Here is a 23,034-nt window from a genome sequence, read left to right as displayed (position 1 = left end):
AATTCGTCTCGATCAACGCAGCACCGGAAATGCAGGAGACAGCATGGCCGAGGAGCTTGTACAGGACTTTTCCGCATTTGCAGGCGAACGCACGTTAGGCGATCGCATTCCCTTCGACGCCGCAGCGCTCGAACGCTGGCTGACTACCCACGTGGATGGCTACGCCGGCCCGCTCGTCATCACACAGTTCAACGGCGGACAGTCCAATCCGACCTACCGGCTGACGACGCCCGCGGCCGCCTACGTGCTGCGCACCAAACCCGCCCCGGCGGCCAGACTTCTCCCATCCGCACATGCCATCGAGCGCGAGTATCGCGTGATGGATGCGCTGTCTCGCACCGACGTCCCCGTCGCGCGCATGCGAGGCCTGTGCGAAGACGAAAGCGTGATCGGACTCGCGTTCTATGTGATGGATTTCGTAGACGGTCGCGTGCTGTGGGATCCGTCGCTCCCGGGCATGACATCGACGGCGCGCAGCGAGATCTACGACGAAATGAATCGCGTCATCGCCGCGCTGCATCGCGTTGACTATCGCGCCGTCGGCCTCGAATCGTATGGCAAGCCGGGGGACTACATGGCGCGTCAGATTGCGCGATGGAGCAAACAGTACCGGGCGTCGGAGACGGACACCATCGACGCGATGGACCGGCTCATCGACTGGCTGCCCGCCCATTTGCCCGCCGTCACGGCAAGCGCCCCTGAGCGCACGACCCTCGTGCACGGCGACTTCCGTCTCGACAATCTGATCTTCCATCCGAGCGAGCCACGCGTGCTCGCCGTGCTCGATTGGGAGTTGTCGACGCTGGGCGATCCGCTCGCCGACTTCAGCTATCACTGCATGGCGTGGCACGTCAGTCCCGGCGTGTTTCGCGGCATTGCCGGACTCGACTGGCCAGCGCTCGGCATTCCCGATGATGCCGACTACATCCGTCGATACAGCGAGCGCACGGGTATCGCCCGGCCTGCGCAGTGGGACTTCTATCTCGCGTACAACATGTTCCGTATCGCGGCGATCCTGCAAGGCATCATGAAGCGCGTGAGCGACGGCACCGCCGCCAGCGCACAGGCGCTGGACGCCGGCAAACGGGCGCGTCCTATGGCGGAACTCGCGTGGGCGTATGCGCAGCGAGCACAAGACAGTCACTGAACGGAGATATCATGGATTTCAGCTATAGCCCGAAAGTCGAAGCGCTGCGTGCGCGTCTGTCCGCGTTCTTCGACGAGCACATCTTTCCGAACGAGCAGCGCTATCTGGAAGAGATCGACGTCGCGCGGCGTAACGGCAACGCGTGGCAGCCGTCGCAAGTCATCGAGCGTCTCAAGCCCCTCGCTCAACACGCCGGGCTGTGGAACCTGTTCCTGCCCGACTCGGGGCGCGGCGCAGGGCTTACCAATGTCGAATACGCGCCGCTGTGCGAGATCATGGGACAGGTGCCGTGGGCGCCGGAGGTCTTCAACTGCAACGCGCCCGACACCGGCAATATGGAAACGCTGGAGCGTTACGCCACTGACGCACAGAAAGCGCAATGGCTCGAACCGCTGCTGCGCGGCGAGATCCGTTCCGCCTTCCTGATGACGGAGCCGGACGTGGCGTCGAGCGACGCGACCAACGTGCAGTGCCGCATCCGGCGTGAGGGTGACGACTATGTCGTCAATGGTCGCAAGTGGTGGTCCACGGGCGCGGGCGACCCGCGCTGTGCGCTCTACATCGTGATGGGCAAAACGGATCCGGACGCCCCGAAGCACGCGCAGCAATCGATGATCCTGATCCCGGCGGACGCGAAAGGTGTGTCGCGGGTGCGTCCGCTCACCGTCTTCGGCTACGACGACGCCCCGCATGGTCATATGGAGATCGTGCTCGACGACGTTCGCGCGCCCGCCAGCAGCCTGCTGCTCGGTGAAGGACGCGGCTTCGAAATCGCGCAGGGACGCCTCGGCCCTGGCCGCATCCACCATTGCATGCGGCTCATCGGACTGGCCGAGCGCGCCCTTTCGCTGATGTGCCGCCGCACGCTCTCACGCGAAGCGTTCGGCAAGCCGATTGCGGCGCAAGGCGTCACCCGCGAGCGCATCGGCGAAGCGCGGTGCCTGATCGAGCAGGCGCGTCTGCTCACGCTCAAGGCGGCCGACATGATGGACACGGTCGGCAACAAGGCCGCGCGCGCCGAGATTGCCATGATCAAGGTCGTCGCCCCGAACATGGCATGTCAGGTGATTGACTGGGCGATTCAGGCGCATGGCGCGGCGGGGCTCTCCGGGGACTTCCCGCTGGCTTATGCCTACGCCAGCGCCCGCACGCTGCGCTTTGCCGACGGCCCTGACGAAGTCCATCGCAACGCTATCGCGAAGCTGGAACTGGCGAAGTACGCCGCGAACGCGTCCGACGGTCATTGACCCGCAGTCGGGCGACGAGACGCAGGTGGCCCCACGTGTCGAAAACGCCCCTCAGCTCAGGGAGCGACAGCATCGATCGCCCCCTCCTACGGGCTTCCGACGCTCCCAGACCCCACGCCCGGCAGGGAAAAACGTTCTGTGGTGTAATTTGCGAGCCGTTTTCTCCGGGGACGTGAGCGATTCGCGCCCCCGGTGTGCTTCGCTGCCGTCACCATGCCGGGCGCCCCGCGCAATCGTTGCTGCGCCAGACAAGGCGTGACGTCGACCAACGCCCGAGCGTCGCTGTCGAACGAGACGAATCGAATCGTTCCATGGCGTTCGCCGACGTCCCCTACCGTTCCAACAAGGAGCCGCAATTGATTCAGGTCTATTCTTGGGCCACGCCCAACGGCCACAAGGTCCACATCATGCTCGAAGAGTGCGGGCTGGCCTACCACGCGCATGCCGTCGACATTGGCGCGGGCGACCAGTTCAAGGATGAATTTCTCGCCATTTCGCCGAACAACAAGATCCCGGCCATCGTCGATGAAGACGGCCCGGACGGCAAACCGATCTCCCTGTTCGAGTCGGGCGCGATCCTGCTGTATCTGGCAGGCAAGACGGGCCGCTTCCTGCCGGAAGACGTCCGCGGCAAGTACGAAACGCTCGAATGGCTGATGTTCCAGATGGGCGGTGTGGGGCCGATGCTCGGGCAGGCGCACCACTTCCGCATCTACGCGCCGGAGAAGATCGATTACGCGATCAAGCGCTACACGAACGAAGCGCGACGTCTGTACGGCGTGCTCGACAAGCGTCTGGGCAACCATCCCTATGTCGCGGGCGACATGTACACCGTAGCGGACATCGCCATCTGGCCGTGGCTGCGCTCGTGGAAGAATCAGGGCGTGGAGCTCTCGGACTTCCCGAACGTGCAGAAATGGTTTGAAGCGATCGAGGCACGCCCGGCGGTGCAACGCGGTATCAAGGTGCTCGCCGACGCCCGCAAGCCGCTTCAGGACGACAAAGCGCGCGAAATACTCTTCGGCGCGACGCAATACGCCCGACGCTAATCACCCGGTACGGCAACTTGCCGGTCGCCGCCCTCCGGTCGGTCTGGGGGCGGCAACGGGTTTCCCCTTGCCATGACGACGGCACGCTGCGTGAACTTCTGCGCACCGTGCCGTCGGACACCATCTCTGCCGCTTGGGCCACAGATCGCCATTCGGCGGGACGTCACTTAAAGTGGTTTACACTTCGAAACAAAGTGCGGTATCGCCGAAATGCGGGCGGTGCTAATCTAGGCGCATTCTCGGGCGCGGTGCACAGCCGTCGTCCCCTTGCAGTTCGCAGTCCCTCGCCGCTGGCTTTTGGAAGATCCGGGAGATCCACATATGTCAGGCAAGTTCGAACTCAAGCGCAGCCCCAACGGTGAATTCCACTTTCATCTGCTGGGCGAGAGCGGGCATACCATTCTTTCCTCCGAAACGTACAAGGCGCGCGCATCGGCGCAGAACGGCATCGAGTCCGTTCGCAAGAATTCGGGGGAAGATCACCGGTTCGAGCGCAAGACGTCCACCTCGGGACGCCCCTACTTCGTGCTCAAGGCGCGCAACGGCGAGATCATCGGCCAGAGCCAGATGTTCTCCACCGCCGAGCAAATGGAAGACGGGATCAAACAGGTCAAGCACGACGCACCTGCGGCCTCAGTGAGCGATTTGTCGCATTGAGCACCGCTTCGACTCGGCATCACGACGTATCGCCTTCATGCGTGGCAAGCGAAGTTTGGCAAACCTGACACTGCTTGGGCGTCGCAAGATCACGATCGGTCTGCGCGAATCGGGCGAGATGTGCCGTAGTGTGCCGGTGTTCGATGCGACGCTCAGGCGCCGCGCTTTCGATACAACCCCGTGCCCCGGAAGCGGCAGACTTCCTCGCCGTGCTGATTGGTGGCGGTCCAGAGTTGGCGCACGATGCCACGGTCGGGACGGCTCTTGGATGCGCGCACTTCAAGCGTGCTGCTGGTGACCGTTACCGTGTCGCCGGGGCGCACGGGCTTGAGCCATTCGATCTGCTCCACGCCCGGCGATCCCATGCTCGACGAGCGGGACAGCAGCTTGTCGACGTTCATCCGCATCATGATGCTGCACGTGTGCCAGCCGCTGGCGACCAATCCACCAAAATGCGACTCGCGTCCGGCCGCTTCGTCGACGTGAAACGGCTGCGGGTCGAACTGACGGGCGAAATGCACGATTTCGTCAGCCGTGAACGTGTATTCCCCCAGATCGAAGGTGTCGCCGACCGCAAAGTCCTCAAAGTAGTACTCGAGCGTTGCCATGCCAACCTCCCGTGGTGCGAGTGATCGATACGCGGCCAGATCAGGCCGGCGTCAGAGGGACATTATGCATGAGCGCACGACGTCGCCATCCGCCACGCGATGTACCGGGGATAGACGAACGGCGGGCGGGACCCTTGAGGGAATTTGAGGAGACGGGACGGAAGATCTCAGTCGGATCGTTATTGCAGCGTTTCCTTCACGCTGTCGGGCAACGGCAGTGACATGACATCGATCCCTTCGTCGGCGAGCGCCTCGGCTTCCTCACGTGACGTCGTACCGCGAATGTTGCGCTCGGGCGCTTCCTGATAATGAATCTTGCGGGCTTCCTCGGCAAAGTTCGTCCCGACGTCTTCAGTATTTGCCATGACGTGCCGCACAGCTTTCATCCACAGCGTCTGCAACTGACGCTGCGTGTCGGCAACCTCGGGCGAGGCTGCCCTCGCCGGCGCGGCAGCACTGGCCTGCGTCGCCCCCGACAGATTCAGGCGCGGTGCAGACGGCATGCGCACGATAGCCGTATCGCCGCACACCGGGCAACTCACCAGTCCCCGGGACTGCTGCGAAACGTAATCGTCCTCCGAGCCGAACCAGCCCTCGAAGGTGTGCTCATGGGCACAACGCAAATCAAAAACCTTCATGATGCGACGGAAATGTCTCCGCCCCGGCGGGTGGCCGGGACCAGGATGCAAAAGTGACCGTGAAACGGTAAATCAGCGCAACGGCGAACGCTCGCCGGGCTGCCAGACTCCCGATAATATCTTTTCCAGCCAAAACGCGCCGATGATCGTCTTGACGTCCGTGACACGCCCGTCGCGCACCCATGCCAGCAGTTCCGTCGCCGGCATCTTGAAGACGTCGAGAAACTCGCCTTCGTCGAGCTTCTGCTCGCCCTTCGTGAGGTCGCGCGCCAGCCAGATATCGATGAACTCGGTCGAGTAGGAAATCACCGGGTGAATGCGCGTGAGATAGTCCCAGCGCTTCGCCATATAGCCCGTCTCTTCGAGCAGTTCACGCTGACCGCACACGAGACCGCCCTCGGCTTCGTCGAGCTTGCCGGCAGGCAATTCCGTCATCACACGCTGCAACGGATACCGATACTGACGCTCCATAAGCACCTGGCCGTCTTCGAACAGCGGAATCACCATCACGGCGCCCGGATGCGTGGTGTACTCGCGAATGGCGGTCTTGCCGTCGGGCAGACGCACCCGATCGCGCTTGATGGTGAGGAAGGCCCCGTCGTACACGGTATCGCTTTCGATGCCCGTCTCGATCAGGTGCGAATCGTCATGTTCAGGTTGGGTCATAAGCCCTCCACGGCTAAAAATTGGCGAACCCAAAATACAAAACGCCGCCCTGGGGCGGCGTGTTGCTAGGCCATCATCTCACGCGGCAGCCGCCGGTCGATGACGCCACAAATACCGATATACGAATCCCGGGAACGCGAACACGACGAAAAGGCTGGCGGTCACGGCGTAAAACTCCCAGCCCTGCGAGAAGACGTTACCAATGCCGGACTCGATCAGATAACCGAGCGCGCCGACCACGAAGTACGCCACGATCATCTCGACCAGACGCAGCCATAGCGACTTGGTCGCCGCCCTACGCGCGATAAATCCGAACAGCCGCTGGTTCACGAACGGCAGGTTCGCGCCCAGCACGGCCAGCAGAATCACCAGCGTTCCCCCTGCCGACATGCCCATCGTTCCTATCTCCCGCAACGTCCCGCAATGTCCCGCGCGATTCCGTCGTTCAAACGACAAGGCAGATCGTTCCGATCCGCCCTGTCCTGTTCCCTAAATGCCTTTGCTTGCCGCCGCTTAGCTGGCCAGCGTCAGCTTGATCGTACGCAGGCACCAGTCCATCAGCGAACCCGGCATCAGGCCCAGATAGAGCATGGCCAGACCGTTGAGCGACAGCACGAAGCGCATCGTACCGCTGCCTTGCAGCGCGTTGGTGTCTTCGGCCTTGTCGAAGTACATCAGCTTCACGACACGCAGGTAGTAGAACGCGCCGATCAGCGATGCCACCACAGCCACCACAGCCAGCCACACCATACCGGCGTTCACGACCGCTTGCAGCACAGCCAGCTTGGCGTAGAAACCTGCCAGCGGCGGAATACCGGCGAGCGAGAACATCAGCATCAGCATGACGAACGCAAACCACGGGCTACGCTGGTTCAGACCCTTCAGATCCGAGAGGTTCTCGGCTTCGAAGCCCTGACGCGAAAGCAGCAGCACGATACCGAAGGTGCCCAGCGTCGTCAGCAGATAGATCACGCTGTAGAACATCGACGAGCCGTAAGCATCGGCGATACCGTCGATCTTGCCGCCCACTACGCCCGAGAGCATGCCCAGCAGCACGAAGCCCATGTGCGAGATCGTCGAGTACGCCAGCAGACGCTTGACGTTGGTCTGCACGATAGCCGTCAGGTTACCGATCACGAGCGAAAGCACTGCCAGGATGATCAGCATCTGTTGCCAGTCGATCGCCAGCGGCAGCATGCCTTCGACGAGCAGACGCAGCAGCAGTGCGAAGGCACCCAGCTTCGGCGCACCGCCGATCAGCAGCGTGACCGGGGTCGGTGCGCCCTGGTAGACGTCCGGCACCCACATGTGGAACGGTGCCGCACCGAGCTTGAACGCGAGACCCGCGACCACGAACACCACGCCGAACACCAGCACGATCTTGTTCACGGCGCCCGAAGCGATCACTTCGAAGACCTTGGCCAGTTCGAGCGAACCCGTCGCGCCGTACATCATCGACATGCCGTACAGCAGGAAGCCCGAAGCAAGCGCGCCCAGCACGTAGTACTTCATGGCCGACTCGGTCGCATTCGTCGAATCGCGCCACACGGCGGCGAGTGCGTACAGCGACAGCGACATCAGTTCCAGACCCAGATACAGCGTCAGGAAGCTGTTGCCCGAGATCATCACCGACAGGCCCAGCAGCGAGAACAGGCTGAGGACATAGAAGTCGCCACGGGCGAGACCGCGCGCTTCCAGATACTTCTGACCGTAGATGAAAGTGACGAACGTCGCCAGACCACCGAAGGCCTTGAGCAGGTTCGACATCGGGTCGGCGACGAACACATTGCCGAACAGGTAATGCGACGCCGGGTCGGCGGAGTTGCACGCCCACAGCACCGACACGACAGCCGTCGTGATGAGTGCCAGCACGTAGTTGAGCTTGCGCGTCTGGCCGAGGAACGCGTCGCACATCATGATCACGAGGATCATGAGCAGCAGGATGGCCTCCGGCAACGCAGGCAGCAGATTAATGTTTTGCATGATCTAGATGTCCTCCCCGATTACGGCAGCTTGGTCTGCGCCACGTGGGCGAGGAGGTTAACCACGGAGGTATGCATCAGGTCCGTAAAAGGCTTCGGATAGATACCCATGAACAGCGTGAGGGCCGCCAGCACCGCAAGCATGAAGAACTCGCGCTTGTTGATGTCGACCAGTTCGCGCACGTGATCGTTGGCGATGGCGCCGAAAATCACGCGCTTGTACATCCACAGCGAGTACGCAGCACCGGTGATCAGCGAGGTGGCAGCCAGCAGGCCCACCCAGAAGTTCAGCTTCACGGCGCCCAGAATCACGAGGAACTCGCCCACGAAGCCCGACGTTGCCGGCAGACCGCTGTTGGCCATCGCGAACAGCATCAGGAAGGCGGCGAACTTCGGCATCGTGTTCACCACACCGCCGTAGTCGGCGATGTTGCGCGAGTGCATGCGGTCATACAGCACGCCGATACACAGGAACATGGCGCCCGACACGAAACCGTGCGAGATCATCTGCACCATCGCGCCCTGCATGCCGATTTCGCTGAACATGAAGAAGCCGAGGATCGCGAAGCCCATGTGAGCGATCGACGAGTAAGCCACGAGTTTCTTCATGTCCGTCTGCACCAGTGCCACGAGGCCGATGTAGACGATGGCGATCAGCGCGAGCGCGATCATGAAGCCCGACAGGTAATGGCTGGCGTCCGGTGCGATCGGCAGCGAGAAGCGCAGGAAACCGTACGCACCGAGCTTCAGCATGATGGCAGCCAGCACCACCGAGCCGCCCGTCGGGGCTTCCACGTGGGCATCCGGCAGCCAGGTATGCACCGGCCACATTGGCACCTTCACGGCGAAGGCCATGAAGAAGGCGACGAACAGCAGTATCTGCACGTTCATCGGCAGCTTCGCGGCGTACCAGTCCGTCAGCGTGAACGAACCCGTCACGTTGTACAGATAGATCAGCGCGACCAGCATCAGCAGCGAGCCGAGCAGCGTGTACAGGAAGAACTTGAACGCCGCATACACGCGGTTCGGGCCGCCCCACACACCGATGATCAGGTACATCGGGATCAGCGTGGCTTCGAAGAACACGTAGAACAGCAGGCCGTCTTGCGCCGAGAACACGCCGATCATCAGACCCGAGAGGATCAGGAACGCGGCCATGTACTGCGCCACGCGCTCCGTGATCACTTCCCAGCCCGCGATCACCACGATCACCGTGATGAGCGCCGTGAGCACGACCAGCCACAGCGAAATGCCGTCGATGCCCAGGAAGTAGTTGATGTGGAAGCGTTCGATCCAGCTCGACTTCTCGACGTACTGAAACGCCGAGGCCTTCGCGTCGAAATTCGAGATCAGCGGCAGCGTGACCAGGAAGCTCGCCAGCGAACCGATGAGCGACAGCGCACGTGCGCCGCCCGGATTGCGGTCGTTACCCACCGCGAGGACAAGAATCCCCGAAACGATGGGCAGCCAGATGGCCAGACTCAGAAGCGGTATTGATTGCATTGTTATTGGCTCCCCCTATTACTTGCCGTTCAACGTCACAAACAGCGTCAGGAGCCCGAGCATGCCGATGATCATGGCGAACGCGTAGTGGTAGATGTAACCGGATTGCACGAAGCGGATGACACCCGCGAACCAGCCCACCAGACGCGCGCTGCCGTTCACGACTGCGCCATCGATCAGGCCCTGATCGCCCGCCTTCCACAGGCCGCGACCAATCTTGAGCGCGCCCTTGGCGAAGACCACTTCGTTGATCTTGTCCATGTAGTACTTGTTATCGAGCAGCTTGTAGACGCCCGAGAACTTGTTCTTCAGCGCTTCCGGAATGTCCGGGCGCTTGAGGTAGAAGAACGCCGCGAGAATGATGCCCAGGGCCGACAGTGCGATCGGCAGCGTGCCGAACGAGTGCAGCGCCATGGCCACCCAGCCGTGGAACTCGTGGCCGAGTTCTTCCATCGCCGGGTGATTCTCGCCGATGAAAATCACGTCCTTGAACGCTACGCCCTGCTTGAAGAACTCGCCGAAGAGCATCGGGGCAATCGCGATGGCACCGATGATGACCGACGGAATCGCCAGCAGAATCAGCGGAATCGTCACGACAGCAGGCGACTCGTGCGGCTTCTGTCCCGGCGCGAGACCGTGGTGCTCGTCGTGGGCGTCCTCTTCTTCCTCGTGGTGCGCGTCGTGATGGTCATGCGCATGCGCCTGACCGAAACGCTCCTTGCCGTGGAAGACCAGGAAGTACATACGGAACGAGTAGAACGCCGTGACGAACACGCTGGCGACCACTGCGAAGTAGGCAAAGCCCGACCCCGGCAGGTGCGAGGCGGCAACCGCTTCGATGATCGAGTCCTTCGAGTAGAAGCCCGAGAAGAACGGCGTACCGATCAGGGCAAGCGAGCCCAGCAGCGACGTGATCCACGTGATCGGCATGTACTTCCACAGGCCGCCCATGTTGCGCATGTCCTGATCGTGGTGCATGCCGATGATGACCGAGCCGGCACCGAGGAACAGCAGCGCCTTGAAGAACGCGTGCGTCATCAGGTGGAAGATGGCGACCGGGTAGGCCGACACGCCGAGCGCGACCGTCATGTAACCGAGCTGCGAGAGCGTCGAGTAGGCCACGACACGCTTGATGTCGTTCTGGATCATGCCCAGGAAGCCCATGAACAACGCCGTGATCGCACCGATGATCGTGATGAACGACAGCGCGGTGTCCGACAGTTCGAACAGCGGGGACATGCGGCTCACCATGAAGATACCGGCCGTCACCATCGTTGCCGCGTGAATCAGCGCCGAGATCGGGGTCGGACCTTCCATCGAGTCCGGCAGCCAGACGTGCAGCGGGAACTGCGCCGACTTACCCATCGCGCCGATGAACAGGCAGATACAGGCGACGGTGATCAGGCGCCAGTCGGTGCCCGGGAACGACAGGGCCGCGACTTCGTTGGCCTTGGCGAACACTTCGCCGTAGTTCAGCGTGCCGGTGAAGGCCAGCAGCAGGCCGATACCGAGCAGGAAGCCGAAGTCACCGACACGGTTGACCAGGAACGCCTTCATGTTGGCGTAGATCGCCGTCGGACGCGTGTACCAGAAACCGATCAGCAGGTACGAGACCAGACCCACCGCTTCCCAGCCGAAGAACAGTTGCAGGAAGTTGTTGCTCATCACGAGCATCAACATCGAGAACGTGAACAGCGAGATGTACGAGAAGAAGCGCTGGTAGCCCGGATCTTCCGACATGTAGCCGATGGTGTAGATGTGCACCATCAGCGACACGGAAGTGACCACGCACATCATCGTCACGGTGAGCGTGTCGACGAGGAAACCGATCTCGAGCTTGAGTTCGCCGATGCGCGCCCATTCGTAGACCGTGGCGTTGAAGCTCGCCCCGTTCAGCACGTCGATGAAGGTCATGACCGACAGAACAAACGCGACGAGTACGCCGAGGATCGTGACCGTGTGGGCGCCCGCGCGTCCGACTTGCTTGCCGAACAGGCCGGCAATCATGGAGCCGACGAGCGGCGCCAGCGGAATCGCGAGCAGCAGGTTGGGATTCAATGTGGATGCCATAACAGCGTTCGCTTTTAACCCTTGAGGCGGTCGAGATCTTCGACGTTGACCGTTTCGAGCTTACGGAACAGCGTGACCAGAATGGCCAGGCCAATCGCAGCTTCTGCGGCGGCCACCGTAAGAATGAAGAACACGAATACCTGGCCGGCAATGTCGCCCAGGTAATGCGAGAACGCGACGAAGTTCAGATTGACCGCGAGCAACATCAGCTCGATGGCCATGAGCAGCACAATCACATTTCTGCGGTTGAGGAAGATACCGGTAATGCTGATCGCGAAGAGAATCGCACCCAGCACCAGGTAATGCGCTAGCGACAACGACATCATGCTGTCTCCTTATTCCGCCGCCGGCTTGTCAGTGCCGGTGGATTGCTGCCGGGCTTCGGCGGGCATCGACACCAGACGCACGCGGTCGCGCTTCTTCACGCGCACCTGCTGGCTCGGGTCGGTCTGTTTGTGGTCCTTACGGGTACGCATCGTGAGCGCAACGGCTGCCACGACGGCCACCAGCAGGATCAGACCTGCCACTTCGAAGGCGAAGATGTAGTCGGTGTACAGCGCAATACCGAGCGCCTTGGTGTTCGGCACATCCGGTGCCGACACGGCCTTGACCGGAGCACGCGTGGCGCCGTAGCCGCGCATCAGCACGAGCGCCGCTTCGACGATCATGATCGCGCCGACGGCACTCGCCAGCGGAATGAACTTGCCGAAGCCGCGACGCAGTTCGTCGAGATTGATGTCGATCATCATCACCACGAACAGGAACAGCACCATCACCGCGCCGACGTAGACGAGCACCAGCATGATTGCCAGAAACTCGGCTTCGAGCAGCATCCAGATCGCCGCAGCGTTGAAGAAGGCCAGCACCAGGAACAGTGCAGACTGCACGGGGTTGCGCGAGGTCACGACCTTGAGGCCGGAGATCACGAGGATCAGCGCAAACACGTAAAAAAGAAAGGTTGTGAATTCCATAATCACCGGGTGTGCCGAGAATTAGCCAACGTCTGTTGCCGTACCGGGCGCGCTACACAGGCAACGCGCCCTGCCCTGCTTTAACGGTACGGCGCATCGGCCGCCTTGGCCGCCGCGATTTCGTTTTCGTAACGATCGCCCACCGCGAGCAGCATCTCTTTGGTGAAGTAAAGATCGCCGCGCTTCTCGCCGTGATACTCGAGAATGTGCGTCTCGACGATCGAGTCCACCGGGCAGCTTTCTTCGCAGAAGCCGCAGAAGATGCACTTGGTCAGATCGATGTCGTAGCGCGTGGTACGACGCGTGTTGTCTTCACGCACGTCCGATTCGATCGTGATGGCCATTGCCGGGCACACCGCTTCGCAAAGCTTGCAGGCGATGCAGCGTTCTTCGCCGTTCGGATAACGACGCAGCGCATGCAGACCGCGAAAACGCGGCGACAGCGGCGTCTTCTCTTCCGGAAACTGCACCGTCACCTTGCGTGCGAACGTGTAGCGCCCCGTGAGCGCCATGCCCTTGAGCAGTTCCAACAACAGGAAACTGCCAAAAAAGTCCTTGATTGCCCTTACCATGGGATTCCTCTACTCCGTTCGCCTCAGCCCCAGATGTTCCAGGGCGACATGATCCAGCCCCCAACCACGATCACCCAGAGGATCGTCAACGGCAGGAACACCTTCCAGCCCAGACGCATGATCTGGTCGTAGCGGTAGCGCGGGAACGTCGCACGCACCCAGATGAACACCGACAGCAGCAGGAACACCTTGAACGCCAGCCAGAACACACCCGGGATGAACGACAGGAAGCCGAACGGGGCACTCCAGCCACCCAGGAACAGCACCGACGCCAGCGCCGAGATGATGATCATGTTGATGTACTCGGCCAGGAAGAACAGGGCGAAGCCCATGCCCGAGTATTCGATCATGTGACCGGCCACGATTTCCGACTCGCCTTCCACCACGTCGAACGGGTGGCGGTTCGTCTCGGCAATGCCCGAGATGAAGTAGACGACGAACATCGGCAGCAGCGGCAGCCAGTTCCACGACAGCAGATTCAGCCCCATGCCTGCGAACATGCCGTGCTCTTGCGAGCGCACGATGTCCGACAGGTTGAGCGAGCCGGCCGTCATCAGCACCGTGACCAGCGCAAAGCCCATCGCGATTTCGTAGGAAATCATCTGAGCCGATGCTCGCATGGCGCCGAGGAACGCGTACTTCGAGTTCGATGCCCAACCGGCCAGAATCACGCCGTACACACCGATCGACGAAATCGCGATCGCGTAGAGCAGACCGGCGTTCACGTCAGCCAGCACGGCACCCGGCTGGAACGGGATCACCGCCCAGATCGCGAAGGCCGGCAGCACCGCCATGACCGGCGCGATGGCGTAAATGCCCTTGCTGACTTGCGACGGCGTGATCACTTCCTTGAGCAGAAGCTTCAACACGTCGGCGATCGGCTGGAGCAAACCGGCCGGACCCACGCGGTTCGGACCGAGACGCACGTGCATCCAGCCGATGAGCTTGCGCTCCCACAGAATCAGATACGCCACGCACAGCAGCAGAATCACGGCAACGACGAGAATGCGGACCAGCGCCCACACCGTCGGCCAGGCAACGCCCAGCAACTGCGTGCCGTATTGATTGATGACTTCGTTCAGGCTCATTTACGCCTTCTCCACCGAAATTTCACCGAACATCGCGCCAAGCGCGGCGGACGCCGGCGTGGCTGCCGGAACACGCACCACATTGGCAGGCAGCGTTTCCGAGCGAGCGGCCGGCAGCGTAACCACGGCGTCGCCCTGACGCACGCGCACCGCGTCGCCCTTGGCAAGCCCCAGGCTGTCGAACAGCGCAGCCGGCAGCGTGGCACGCAGCGCAGCCTTGGCATCGTTGGTCAGTTGCAGCGACGGTGCGCGGCGCACCAGGGCATCGGCAGCGTAAATCGGCACATCGGCCAGACGCTCCAGCCCCTGAGCCGCCGCCTTCGGCGCAGCCAGTGCGGCCTTGGCACGGTTGTCGAGCGATGTTGCCGAGAAACCGGCCAGCGCTTCGTCGCGCACTTGCTCGGCGGTGTCCTGCTCGAAGCCTTGCAGCTTGAGGAGGTTGCCCAGCACGCGCAGCACCTTCCAGCCCGGACGCGCTTCACCCAGCGCACGCACCACACCGTTGAAATGTTGCGGCAGGCCTTCGGCGTTGACGAACGTACCGGCCGTTTCCGTGAACGGCGCGATCGGCAGCAGCACGTCGGCGTATTCAAGACCGTGCTTGAACGGCGAGAGCGAGACGACCATCTTCGCAGCGTTCAGTGCCGTGAGTGCTTGCTTCGCATCAGCCGAGTCGAATTCCGGTTCGGCGTTGAGCAGCAGGTAAGCCTGACGCGGTTGCGCGAACAGCGCAGCGGCGCCCTTCGCATTCGTCGCCTTCACGGCATAACCGCCGACCGTGTTCGCGCCCTCCGTCAGGAAGCCCAGCTTGGCGCCGGTGATGTCAGCGATCACTTGCGCGACGGCGTGCAGTTGAGCGAATTGCGGATGCTGCACCACAGCGTTACCCAGCAGAATCGCACGACGCTCGCCGTTGATCAGCGACGCGGCAATGGCCTTGGCCGAGTCGCTTGCGCTCACACCGGCCAGTTCTGCCGGAGCGGCGACGCCCTTGGCAGCGGCAGCGGCCACGGCGATACCGGCCAGCTCGCTCACCCAGGCGCTCGGCGCAGCGATGATCTTGTTGGCGAGTTTCACCAGCAGATCGTCGTCCGAGCCATGCAGCAGATTCAGTTGACCACCGGCCTTCACTGCCGAGCGCAGACGCGAGGCGAACAGCGGATGATCCTTGCGCAGGAACGAACCGACGACCAGCGCGCTTTGCAGCGTATCGAGTTCGGCGATCGGCAAGCCGAGCCACGGGGCACCCTGAGTGCCGCCCGACACGTCCGTCTGACGCAGACGGAAGTCGACGTTGTCGCTACCCAGTGCGCGCACGAACTTTTGCAGCAGGTGCAGTTCTTCGATGGTCGCGTGCGGCGACGCCAGCGCGGCGACGGCATCGGCGCCGAAGTCGCGGATGATGTCCGTCAGACCGTGACCGACGTACTCAAGCGCCGTCTGCCAGTCGACTTCATGCCACTCGCCGCCTTGCTTGAGCATCGGCTTCGTGAGGCGCTCGTCGCTGTTCAGACCTTCGTACGAGAAACGGTCCTTGTCCGAGATCCAGCACTCGTTGACCGCTTCGTTCTCGAGCGGCACAACGCGCATGACCTTGTTGTTCTTCACTTGCACCACGAGGTTCGCACCCACGCCATCGTGAGGACTCACCGACTTGCGGCGCGACAGTTCCCACGTACGGGCGCTGTAGCGGAACGGCTTAGAGGTCAGTGCACCGACCGGGCACAGGTCGATCATGTTGCCCGACAGTTCGGAGTCGACCGTCTTGCCCACGAACGACGTGATTTCCGAGTGCTCGCCGCGACCCAGCATGCCGAATTCCATGACGCCGGCCACTTCCTGACCGAAACGCACGCAACGGGTGCAGTGGATGCAGCGCGACATCTCTTCCATCGAGATCAGCGGGCCCACATTCTTGTGGAACACCACGCGCTTCTCTTCCTGATAGCGCGATGCCGACTTGCCGTAACCAACGGCCAGATCCTGGAGTTGGCACTCACCGCCCTGATCGCAGATCGGGCAGTCGAGCGGGTGGTTGATCAGCAGGAACTCCATCACCGATTGCTGTGCCTTCACAGCCTTCTCGGAGTTCGTATGCACGATCATGCCGCTGGCCACCGGCGTAGCACATGCCGGCACTGCCTTCGGGGCCTTCTCGACCTCGACCAGGCACATGCGGCAGTTCGCAGCGATGGACAACTTCTTGTGGTAACAGAAGTGGGGAATATAGGTGCCGTTCTTCTTGGCAGCCTGGATCACCATGCTGCCTTCGGGCACCTCGACCTTTTGGCCGTCAATTTCGATTTCAACCATAGCGGTTCAATGCCAAGCGTCAAAAGGGATTAGTGAGCGCCGACCAAGCAATGCTTGTGCTCGACGTGGTAGGCGAACTCGTCCCAGAAGTGTTTGAGCATGCCGCGCACCGGCATCGCTGCGGCGTCGCCCAGCGCGCAAATGGTACGGCCCATGATGTTCTCGGCCACCGAGTTGAGCAGGTCCAGATCTTCCTTGCGGCCTTCACCGTGCTCGATACGATTGACCACGCGCCACAGCCAGCCCGTACCTTCACGGCACGGCGTGCACTGACCGCACGATTCTTCGTAGTAGAAGTACGACAGACGCAGCAGCGACTTCACCATGCAGCGCGTTTCGTCCATGACGATCACCGCGCCCGAACCCAGCATCGAGCCAGCCTTGGCGATGCTGTCGTAGTCCATCGTGGTTTCCATCATCAGCCCGGCCGGCACGACAGGCGCCGACGAACCGCCAGGAATCACTGCCTTCAACTTCTTGCCGCCGCGCATGCCGCCGGCCAGTTCGAGCAGCTCGGGGAACGGGGTGCCCAGCGGCACTTCGTAGTTACCCGGCAACTCGACATCGCCCGACACCGAGAAAATCTTGGTGCCGCCGTTGTTCGGCTTGCCCAGTTCCAGATACTGCTGCGGGCCGGTGGCCAGCAGGAACGGAACGGCAGCGAACGTTTCGGTGTTGTTGATGGTCGTAGGCTTACCGTACAGACCGAAGCTCGCCGGGAAAGGCGGCTTGAAGCGCGGTTGGCCCTTCTTGCCTTCGAGCGATTCGAGCAGTGCCGTTTCTTCGCCGCAGATGTACGCACCGTAACCATGGTGGCCATGCAATTGGAACGAAAAATCCGTACCGAGAATGTTGTCGCCCAGATAACCGGCAGCGCGCGCCTCATCCAGGGCCTCTTCGAAGCGTTCGTACACTTCGTAGATTTCGCCGTGGATGTAGTTGTAGCCGACGGTGATACCCATCGCATAACCGCCGATGATCATGCCTTCGATCAGCGAGTGCGGGTTGTAGCGAAGAATGTCACGGTCCTTGAACGTACCGGGTTCGCCTTCGTCCGAGTTGCAGACGAGGTACTTCTGCCCCGGGAATGCACGCGGCATGAAGCTCCACTTCAGGCCGGTCGGGAAGCCTGCGCCCCCGCGACCCCGCAGGCCCGACGCCTTGACGTCGGCAATGACCTGCTCCGGCGTGATGCCCTCTTTCAGGATACGTGCGAGCTGCTGGTAACCACCGCGCTTGACGTAGTCCTCGAGGTGCCAGTTCTCGCCGTTCAGACCGGCGAGAATCAGCGGTTTGATGTGACGGTTGTGCAGCGACGTCATGCTTTCTCTCCTGCGGCGCCCTTGGCCTTGAGCTCGTCGATAAGCGCGTCGACCTTTTGTTCGCTCATGAAGCCGCACATGCGATGGTTGTTCACCAGCATGACGGGAGCATCGCCGCAAGCACCCATGCACTCGCCTTCCTTGACCGTGAAGAGGCCGTCGGGCGTGATATCGCCATACTCGACGCCCAATTTTTCCTTCAGGTACTTGGCCATCTCTTCGCCACGCGTGAGCTGGCAAGGCAGGTTCGTGCACACGGTCAACTTGAACTTGCCCACGGGGCTCGTGTTGAACATGGTGTAGAAGGTTGCGACCTCTTGCACCGCGACTGCGGGCATTTCGAGGTAATCCGCCACGAACTGCATCACTTCGGGCGACAACCAGCCTTTTTCGACCTGCGCTACGGCAAGCGCGTGCATCACCGCCGACTGCTTCTGCTCGGCAGGGTATTTGGCAACGGCGCGGTCGATTTTCTTCAGGGCTTCGGGAGAAAGCATTTCCGATCCGACTGTTTTCTAAAACGTTATCCCCGCTCGTGCCAGCGCGGGCGCGTCGACTTTGTCGACTGCCCACGCACTACTGGCACGGCTACTGGAACGGCAATGGCATCGACCTGCGAAACCCTGCCGAATAAAACCTGCGGGCGCCTGGGGCGCCCGCTGCGCATTTAGCGATCGATCTCGCCGAACACGATGTCCTGGGTACCGATGATCGCCACAGCGTCGGCAATCATGTGACCCTTCGCCATCTCGTCGAGCGCAGAAAGGTGGGCAAAGCCCGGCGCGCGAATCTTCAGGCGATACGGCTTGTTGGCGCCGTCCGACACGAGATAGATACCGAACTCGCCCTTCGGATGCTCGACAGCGGCATACGTCTCGCCGGCGGGCACGTGGAAGCCTTCGGTGAAGAGCTTGAAGTGGTGAATCAGCTCTTCCATGTTCGACTTCATTTCGACGCGCGACGGCGGTGCCACCTTGTGGTTATCCGTGATCACGGGCCCCGGATTCGCACGCAGCCACTTCACGCACTGGCGGATCAGGCTGGCCGACTGGCGCATCTCTTCCACGCGCACCAGATAACGGTCGTAGCAATCGCCTTCCTTACCCACCGGAATCTCGAACTCGAGGCGGTCATACACTTCGTACGGCTGCTTCTTGCGCAGGTCCCAGGCGATGCCCGAGCCGCGCAGCATCGCGCCGGAGAAACCGAGCTGCATCGCACGTTCCGGCGACACCACGCCGATACCTACCAGACGCTGCTTCCAGATACGGTTGTCGGTGAGCAGCGTTTCATACTCGTCGACACACTTCGGGAAACGGATGGCGAAATCTTCGATGAAATCGAGCAGCGAGCCTTCGCGTGCTTCGTTCATCTTCTTGATCGCGCGCTCGTTGTGGAACTTGGACGCGCGATATTTCGGCATCGTGTCCGGCAGATCGCGGTACACGCCACCCGGACGGTAGTACGCCGCGTGCATGCGGGCGCCCGAGACGGCTTCGTATACGTCGAACAGGTCTTCGCGCTCACGGAAGGCGTACAGGAACACGGCCATTGCGCCCACGTCGAGGGCGTGCGAGCCGATCCACATCAGGTGGTTCAGCACGCGCGTGATCTCGTCGAACATCACACGGATGTATTGTGCGCGAATCGGCACGTCGACGCCGAGCAGCTTTTCGATCGCCATGACGTATGCGTGCTCATTGCACATCATCGACACATAATCGAGACGATCCATGTACGGCACGGATTGCAGGAACGTCTTCGACTCGGCGAGTTTTTCGGTCGCGCGGTGCAACAGGCCGATGTGCGGATCGGCGCGCTGGATCACTTCGCCGTCCAGCTCGAGCACCAGGCGCAGCACGCCGTGCGCTGCCGGGTGCTGCGGACCGAAGTTCAGGGTGTAGTTCTTGATGTCTGCCACAAGGCCACCTTAATGTTTCAGACCGGCGTAATGCTCTTCGCGGATGATACGCGGCGTGATTTCGCGCGGCTCGATCGTCACCGGCTGGTAGATCACTCGCTTCTGCTCGGGGTCGTAACGCATCTCGACATAGCCCGACGTCGGGAAGTCCTTGCGGAACGGGTGACCGATGAAGCCGTAGTCCGTCAGAATGCGGCGCAGGTCCGGGTGACCTTCGAACACGATACCCACCAGATCGAACGCCTCACGTTCGAACCAGTTGGCCGAGCTCCACAGATCGATCAGCGATGCCACGACCGGCAGATCGTCTTCCGGTGCGAACACGCGCACACGCAGACGCCAGTTGTGGGTGAGCGAGAGCAGATGCGAGACGGCAGCGTAGCGCGGGCCATCATGGGCGCCATCGCCGTAAGCCGAATAGTCCAGGCCGGCAACGTCCATCAGTTGCTCGAACTTCAGTTCGGGATGATCGCGCAACGTGCGCGCCACTTCGAGATAGTCGCTCGCCTTGACGGTGAGCGTGAGCTCGTCGAGGGCTTCCACCAACTGCTCGGCACGGGGGCCAAGCACGTTTTGCAGGGTGGTTTTGAGTTTTTCTAGTGTAGACATGGGCGGTAGCGGTTATTTACGCGCGATCGTCGCAGTCCGCTTGATCTTCGACTGCAACTGGATGATGCCGTAGACCAGCGCCTCGGCCGTCGGCGGACAGCCTGGCACGTAGACGTCGACTGGCACGATGCGATCGCAACCGCGCACCACCGAGTAGGAATAGTGATAGTAGCCGCCGCCGTTGGCGCACGACCCCATCGAGATCACCCAGCGCGGTTCGGCCATCTGGTCGTAGACCTTGCGCAGCGCGGGCGCCATCTTGTTGCACAGCGTACCGGCCACGATCATCACGTCCGACTGACGCGGGCTAGGGCGGAACACCACGCCAAACCGGTCCAGATCGTAACGCGCCGCGCCGGCGTGCATCATTTCAACGGCACAGCACGCGAGGCCGAACGTCATCGGCCACAGCGAACCCGTGCGCGTCCAGTTGATGAGTTTGTCAGCCGTGGTGGTGACGAACCCTTCGCGCAAAACCCCTTCGATGCTCATATGCTTACCCTGAATCCTTCTGCAATGCTGCCAATGACGATGACGGTCTTATTCCCAGTCGAGCGCACCGCGCTTCCACAGGAAAACGAAACCGACGAGCAGTTCAAGCAGGAAACCCATCATGGAGATAAAGCCCACCCAGCCGATATCGCGCAGAGCAACGCCCCACGGAAACAGGAATGCCGTTTCAAGATCGAACAGGATGAAAAGGATGGCGACGAGATAGTAGCGCACATCAAACTTCATGCGCGCGTCTTCGAAAGCCTCGAAGCCGCACTCGTACGGAGAGAGTTTTTCGCTGTCGGGATTGTTGGGGCCGAGGAATTTACCGACGCCAATCAGGACCGCCCCAAGACCGCCACCTACCAGAAGAAATAGCAGGACGGGATAATAGGTTCCGAGGTTCAACTCTACCCTCTTTCGGTTAGTTCAAAGAACCGCTCTCGTCGATGGTGTGGGGACCGGAAAGCGGATGAACGGTGAGCACAAAATAAAATGCCAGCCAAAGCATAAACGCAAGGCTGGCATCGTAGAACTGTGGTGCCGACGGCGAGACTCGAACTCGCACAGCTTTCGCCACTACCCCCTCAAGATAGCGTGTCTACCAATTTCACCACGTCGGCATTCATAGTCTGCAATCCGCTGTCACTTACGAATCGCTTCAAGACCGCTATAGTAGCGCTCTTCCGCATTTTGTTCAATGCACAAATCGATTTTTTTTCAACTTTCTTTACAACGTATTACGTGTCACAAACGTACTGCGAATTACTTCGGCACGTCTTGCGGATTCGCTGCCGATGCCGGTGCCGGAGCACTTGTCGCAGCCGGCGCGGAGGCCGTTGCCGGTGCCGTTGCCGCAGGCAAATTACCAAGGACACCGATGTTTGCCGCCGGCTTGTACGAACCGAGATAAGTGAGGCCCAGCGTGGTCACGAAGAACACGGCAGCCAGTACAGCCGTGGTACGCGAGAGGAAGTTGGCAGAACCCGATGCGCCGAAGAGGCTACCCGACGAACCGCTGCCGAATGCCGCGCCCATGTCGGCGCCCTTGCCATGCTGCAACAACACCAGACCGATGATGCCCAGCGCGGAAAGCACCTGCACCACGATCAACAACGTTTTCAACAACCCCATCTGATCACCCGTAGAGAAGAATCCAATTCGTCCAGACAACCGCGCAAATTGATGCACCGCGTCATGACTTATTTCACGCCGTTACAACGAACGGCATTGACGTCAGCGCGACAGACCCGCCTCGCAAATCGCCAGAAAATCGACTGCCTTCAGTGCCGCACCGCCGATCAGACCACCATCGACGTCCGCCATCGAGAACAGCTCGGCCGCGTTATCCGGCTTCACACTGCCGCCATACAACACTGCCACCTCAGTTACCGCCTCGCCCTTCGCACGCAGCAACGAACGCAGATGCGCATGCACTTCCTGCGCTTGCGCCGACGTTGCCGTCTTGCCGGTGCCGATCGCCCAGACCGGCTCGTAAGCGACCACGATCTGCACGGCCTGCTCAAGCGTCAATGCCGCCAGCACGGTTTCAAGCTGACGCGACACCACGGCCATCGTCTCGCCTGCCTCGCGCTCTGCCAGCGTTTCACCGATGCACACGATCGGCGTCATGCCGGCGTCGAGCACGCGCAACGTCTTCGCGGCGACGCTCGCATCGGTCTCGCCGTGATACGCGCGGCGCTCCGAGTGCCCCACGATCACAAAGCGTGCGCCGAACTCGGCGATCATCTGCGCAGCCACTTCACCCGTGAAGGCACCGCTCACCTGCGCCGACACATCCTGCGCGCCGAAGCCGAGCACCTGCCCCGAGAGGCGGGTCTGGCATTGTGCGAGATAGGGGAACGGCACACAAACGGCGGCGGTCACGCCCGGTGCGCTCAGCACAGGCGAAGCCAGCAGGTCGCCCAGCAGCGCCTCATTGCCGGCCAGACTGCCGTGCAGTTTCCAATTGCCCACGACGAGCTTGCCAGCCTTGCGGCTAAGGGTGCGAGCCGAAGCTGCGGTACCAGTTGTCACGCCTTATCCCCCAATGCGTATGGACGAAAAACCTCTCATTCTAGTGCGTCCGGGGCATGGGGGTCAATTTCGACGGCTTTCCATCGAGCAAGACCGCATCAATTGGGATCTTGATGCGGTTTCTCCCGACAAATCACAACAA

24 protein-coding genes and 1 tRNA gene are annotated in these 23,034 nt (G+C 61.4%); 4 read left to right on the top strand and 21 right to left on the bottom strand.

Annotation, left to right across the window (positions count from 1 at the left end; translation table 11 throughout):
• The first annotated feature begins 43 nt into the window (after positions 1-43).
• From PCA20602_RS12555 to PCA20602_RS12540, 4 genes are all read left to right on the top strand, one after another.
• Positions 44-1,147, top strand: a complete 1,104-nt coding sequence (locus PCA20602_RS12555; protein WP_150721513.1) for a phosphotransferase — start codon at positions 44-46, stop codon at positions 1,145-1,147.
• Between the two features lie 11 nt (positions 1,148-1,158).
• Positions 1,159-2,394 carry an acyl-CoA dehydrogenase family protein gene (locus tag PCA20602_RS12550; protein ID WP_150721512.1) on the top strand — a complete coding sequence of 412 codons (1,236 nt, stop codon included), beginning with the start codon at positions 1,159-1,161 and terminating at the stop codon, positions 2,392-2,394.
• A 356-nt stretch (positions 2,395-2,750) separates the two neighbouring features.
• Positions 2,751-3,443 carry a glutathione binding-like protein gene (locus tag PCA20602_RS12545; RefSeq protein ID WP_150721713.1) on the top strand — a complete coding sequence of 231 codons (693 nt, stop codon included), beginning with the start codon at positions 2,751-2,753 and terminating at the stop codon, positions 3,441-3,443.
• Positions 3,444-3,764: 321 nt separating this feature from the next.
• Positions 3,765-4,100, top strand: a complete 336-nt coding sequence (locus PCA20602_RS12540) for a YegP family protein (protein ID WP_150721511.1) — start codon at positions 3,765-3,767, stop codon at positions 4,098-4,100.
• 152 nt (positions 4,101-4,252) lie between these two features.
• On the opposite strand, the gene PCA20602_RS12535 is transcribed toward PCA20602_RS12540, so the two are convergent.
• The 21 genes from PCA20602_RS12535 to tpiA all read right to left on the bottom strand — a co-directional run bounded on the left by PCA20602_RS12535 (position 4,253) and on the right by tpiA (position 22,892).
• Positions 4,253-4,708 (bottom strand): MaoC family dehydratase, encoded by a 456-nt coding sequence (locus PCA20602_RS12535; protein ID WP_069345057.1) that lies wholly within the window; start codon positions 4,706-4,708, stop codon positions 4,253-4,255.
• Positions 4,709-4,887: 179 nt separating this feature from the next.
• Entirely contained in the window at positions 4,888-5,346 is a 459-nt protein-coding gene (locus tag PCA20602_RS12530) for a DUF1178 family protein (RefSeq protein ID WP_150721510.1), read from the bottom strand.
• 72 nt (positions 5,347-5,418) lie between these two features.
• The gene (locus tag PCA20602_RS12525) at positions 5,419-6,012 is read right to left on the bottom strand and encodes an NUDIX domain-containing protein (protein ID WP_150721509.1); all 594 of its coding nucleotides are present in this window, start codon (positions 6,010-6,012) and stop codon (positions 5,419-5,421) included.
• Positions 6,013-6,090: 78 nt separating this feature from the next.
• Positions 6,091-6,402 (bottom strand): DUF2818 family protein, encoded by a 312-nt coding sequence (locus tag PCA20602_RS12520; RefSeq protein ID WP_150721508.1) that lies wholly within the window; start codon positions 6,400-6,402, stop codon positions 6,091-6,093.
• A gap of 123 nt (positions 6,403-6,525) precedes the next feature.
• A complete protein-coding gene (gene nuoN / locus PCA20602_RS12515) occupies positions 6,526-7,995 on the bottom strand; it encodes an NADH-quinone oxidoreductase subunit NuoN (RefSeq protein WP_150721507.1) in 1,470 nt (489 codons plus the stop codon).
• A gap of 20 nt (positions 7,996-8,015) precedes the next feature.
• Positions 8,016-9,497, bottom strand: coding sequence for an NADH-quinone oxidoreductase subunit M (locus tag PCA20602_RS12510; protein WP_150721506.1), 1,482 nt, complete (start codon positions 9,495-9,497; stop codon positions 8,016-8,018).
• Positions 9,498-9,515: 18 nt separating this feature from the next.
• Complete coding sequence (nuoL, locus tag PCA20602_RS12505; protein WP_069345052.1) at positions 9,516-11,567, bottom strand: NADH-quinone oxidoreductase subunit L; 2,052 nt, start codon at positions 11,565-11,567, stop codon at positions 9,516-9,518.
• A gap of 14 nt (positions 11,568-11,581) precedes the next feature.
• The gene (gene nuoK, locus PCA20602_RS12500) at positions 11,582-11,893 is read right to left on the bottom strand and encodes an NADH-quinone oxidoreductase subunit NuoK (RefSeq protein WP_023596640.1); all 312 of its coding nucleotides are present in this window, start codon (positions 11,891-11,893) and stop codon (positions 11,582-11,584) included.
• A 9-nt stretch (positions 11,894-11,902) separates the two neighbouring features.
• Positions 11,903-12,538 (bottom strand): NADH-quinone oxidoreductase subunit J, encoded by a 636-nt coding sequence (locus PCA20602_RS12495; protein WP_150721505.1) that lies wholly within the window; start codon positions 12,536-12,538, stop codon positions 11,903-11,905.
• A gap of 80 nt (positions 12,539-12,618) precedes the next feature.
• Positions 12,619-13,110, bottom strand: coding sequence for an NADH-quinone oxidoreductase subunit NuoI (gene nuoI, locus PCA20602_RS12490; protein WP_039399235.1), 492 nt, complete (start codon positions 13,108-13,110; stop codon positions 12,619-12,621).
• Positions 13,111-13,133: 23 nt separating this feature from the next.
• Positions 13,134-14,198 (bottom strand): NADH-quinone oxidoreductase subunit NuoH, encoded by a 1,065-nt coding sequence (nuoH, locus tag PCA20602_RS12485; RefSeq protein WP_044455301.1) that lies wholly within the window; start codon positions 14,196-14,198, stop codon positions 13,134-13,136.
• Positions 14,199-16,511 carry an NADH-quinone oxidoreductase subunit NuoG gene (nuoG, locus tag PCA20602_RS12480; RefSeq protein ID WP_150721504.1) on the bottom strand — a complete coding sequence of 771 codons (2,313 nt, stop codon included), beginning with the start codon at positions 16,509-16,511 and terminating at the stop codon, positions 14,199-14,201.
• Between the two features lie 29 nt (positions 16,512-16,540).
• Positions 16,541-17,833, bottom strand: a complete 1,293-nt coding sequence (gene nuoF, locus PCA20602_RS12475) for an NADH-quinone oxidoreductase subunit NuoF (protein ID WP_069345048.1) — start codon at positions 17,831-17,833, stop codon at positions 16,541-16,543.
• Positions 17,830-18,330 (bottom strand): NADH-quinone oxidoreductase subunit NuoE, encoded by a 501-nt coding sequence (gene nuoE / locus PCA20602_RS12470; protein WP_069345047.1) that lies wholly within the window; start codon positions 18,328-18,330, stop codon positions 17,830-17,832. Before nuoE ends, nuoF begins: the two co-directional genes overlap by 4 nt.
• Before the next feature lie 170 nt (positions 18,331-18,500).
• A complete protein-coding gene (locus PCA20602_RS12465; RefSeq protein ID WP_150721503.1) occupies positions 18,501-19,754 on the bottom strand; it encodes an NADH-quinone oxidoreductase subunit D in 1,254 nt (417 codons plus the stop codon).
• Between the two features lie 9 nt (positions 19,755-19,763).
• Positions 19,764-20,363 carry an NADH-quinone oxidoreductase subunit C gene (locus tag PCA20602_RS12460; protein WP_069345045.1) on the bottom strand — a complete coding sequence of 200 codons (600 nt, stop codon included), beginning with the start codon at positions 20,361-20,363 and terminating at the stop codon, positions 19,764-19,766.
• Between the two features lie 12 nt (positions 20,364-20,375).
• Positions 20,376-20,855, bottom strand: coding sequence for a NuoB/complex I 20 kDa subunit family protein (locus PCA20602_RS12455; RefSeq protein WP_010807413.1), 480 nt, complete (start codon positions 20,853-20,855; stop codon positions 20,376-20,378).
• A gap of 48 nt (positions 20,856-20,903) precedes the next feature.
• Positions 20,904-21,263, bottom strand: coding sequence for an NADH-quinone oxidoreductase subunit A (locus PCA20602_RS12450; RefSeq protein WP_039368621.1), 360 nt, complete (start codon positions 21,261-21,263; stop codon positions 20,904-20,906).
• Positions 21,264-21,393: 130 nt separating this feature from the next.
• Positions 21,394-21,478, bottom strand: a tRNA-Leu gene (locus tag PCA20602_RS12445).
• Between the two features lie 142 nt (positions 21,479-21,620).
• Complete coding sequence (gene secG / locus PCA20602_RS12440; RefSeq protein ID WP_150721502.1) at positions 21,621-21,989, bottom strand: preprotein translocase subunit SecG; 369 nt, start codon at positions 21,987-21,989, stop codon at positions 21,621-21,623.
• A gap of 102 nt (positions 21,990-22,091) precedes the next feature.
• Positions 22,092-22,892, bottom strand: coding sequence for a triose-phosphate isomerase (gene tpiA, locus PCA20602_RS12435; protein ID WP_150721501.1), 801 nt, complete (start codon positions 22,890-22,892; stop codon positions 22,092-22,094).
• Between the last annotated feature and the right edge of the window lie 142 nt (positions 22,893-23,034).

This window comes from Pandoraea capi (assembly GCF_902459735.1).
Lineage (GTDB): Bacteria > Pseudomonadota > Gammaproteobacteria > Burkholderiales > Burkholderiaceae > Pandoraea > Pandoraea capi.
Note: the sequence above shows the minus strand (reverse complement) of the source record. Positions and strands in the feature narration are given on the sequence as shown.

Coding starts and splice junctions, on each gene's coding strand:
- PCA20602_RS12555 (WP_150721513.1), top strand. CDS start 44: ATGGCCGAGGAGCTTGTACAGGACTTTTCCGCATTTGCAGGCGAACGC.
- PCA20602_RS12550 (WP_150721512.1), top strand. CDS start 1,159: ATGGATTTCAGCTATAGCCCGAAAGTCGAAGCGCTGCGTGCGCGTCTG.
- PCA20602_RS12540 (WP_150721511.1), top strand. CDS start 3,765: ATGTCAGGCAAGTTCGAACTCAAGCGCAGCCCCAACGGTGAATTCCAC.
- PCA20602_RS12535 (WP_069345057.1), bottom strand. CDS start 4,708: ATGGCAACGCTCGAGTACTACTTTGAGGACTTTGCGGTCGGCGACACC.
- PCA20602_RS12530 (WP_150721510.1), bottom strand. CDS start 5,346: ATGAAGGTTTTTGATTTGCGTTGTGCCCATGAGCACACCTTCGAGGGC.
- PCA20602_RS12525 (WP_150721509.1), bottom strand. CDS start 6,012: ATGACCCAACCTGAACATGACGATTCGCACCTGATCGAGACGGGCATC.
- PCA20602_RS12520 (WP_150721508.1), bottom strand. CDS start 6,402: ATGTCGGCAGGGGGAACGCTGGTGATTCTGCTGGCCGTGCTGGGCGCG.
- nuoN (WP_150721507.1), bottom strand. CDS start 7,995: ATGCAAAACATTAATCTGCTGCCTGCGTTGCCGGAGGCCATCCTGCTG.
- PCA20602_RS12510 (WP_150721506.1), bottom strand. CDS start 9,497: ATGCAATCAATACCGCTTCTGAGTCTGGCCATCTGGCTGCCCATCGTT.
- nuoL (WP_069345052.1), bottom strand. CDS start 11,567: ATGGCATCCACATTGAATCCCAACCTGCTGCTCGCGATTCCGCTGGCG.
- nuoK (WP_023596640.1), bottom strand. CDS start 11,893: ATGATGTCGTTGTCGCTAGCGCATTACCTGGTGCTGGGTGCGATTCTC.
- PCA20602_RS12495 (WP_150721505.1), bottom strand. CDS start 12,538: ATGGAATTCACAACCTTTCTTTTTTACGTGTTTGCGCTGATCCTCGTG.
- nuoI (WP_039399235.1), bottom strand. CDS start 13,110: ATGGTAAGGGCAATCAAGGACTTTTTTGGCAGTTTCCTGTTGTTGGAA.
- nuoH (WP_044455301.1), bottom strand. CDS start 14,198: ATGAGCCTGAACGAAGTCATCAATCAATACGGCACGCAGTTGCTGGGC.
- nuoG (WP_150721504.1), bottom strand. CDS start 16,511: ATGGTTGAAATCGAAATTGACGGCCAAAAGGTCGAGGTGCCCGAAGGC.
- nuoF (WP_069345048.1), bottom strand. CDS start 17,833: ATGACGTCGCTGCACAACCGTCACATCAAACCGCTGATTCTCGCCGGT.
- nuoE (WP_069345047.1), bottom strand. CDS start 18,330: ATGCTTTCTCCCGAAGCCCTGAAGAAAATCGACCGCGCCGTTGCCAAA.
- PCA20602_RS12460 (WP_069345045.1), bottom strand. CDS start 20,363: ATGTCTACACTAGAAAAACTCAAAACCACCCTGCAAAACGTGCTTGGC.
- PCA20602_RS12455 (WP_010807413.1), bottom strand. CDS start 20,855: ATGAGCATCGAAGGGGTTTTGCGCGAAGGGTTCGTCACCACCACGGCT.
- secG (WP_150721502.1), bottom strand. CDS start 21,989: ATGGGGTTGTTGAAAACGTTGTTGATCGTGGTGCAGGTGCTTTCCGCG.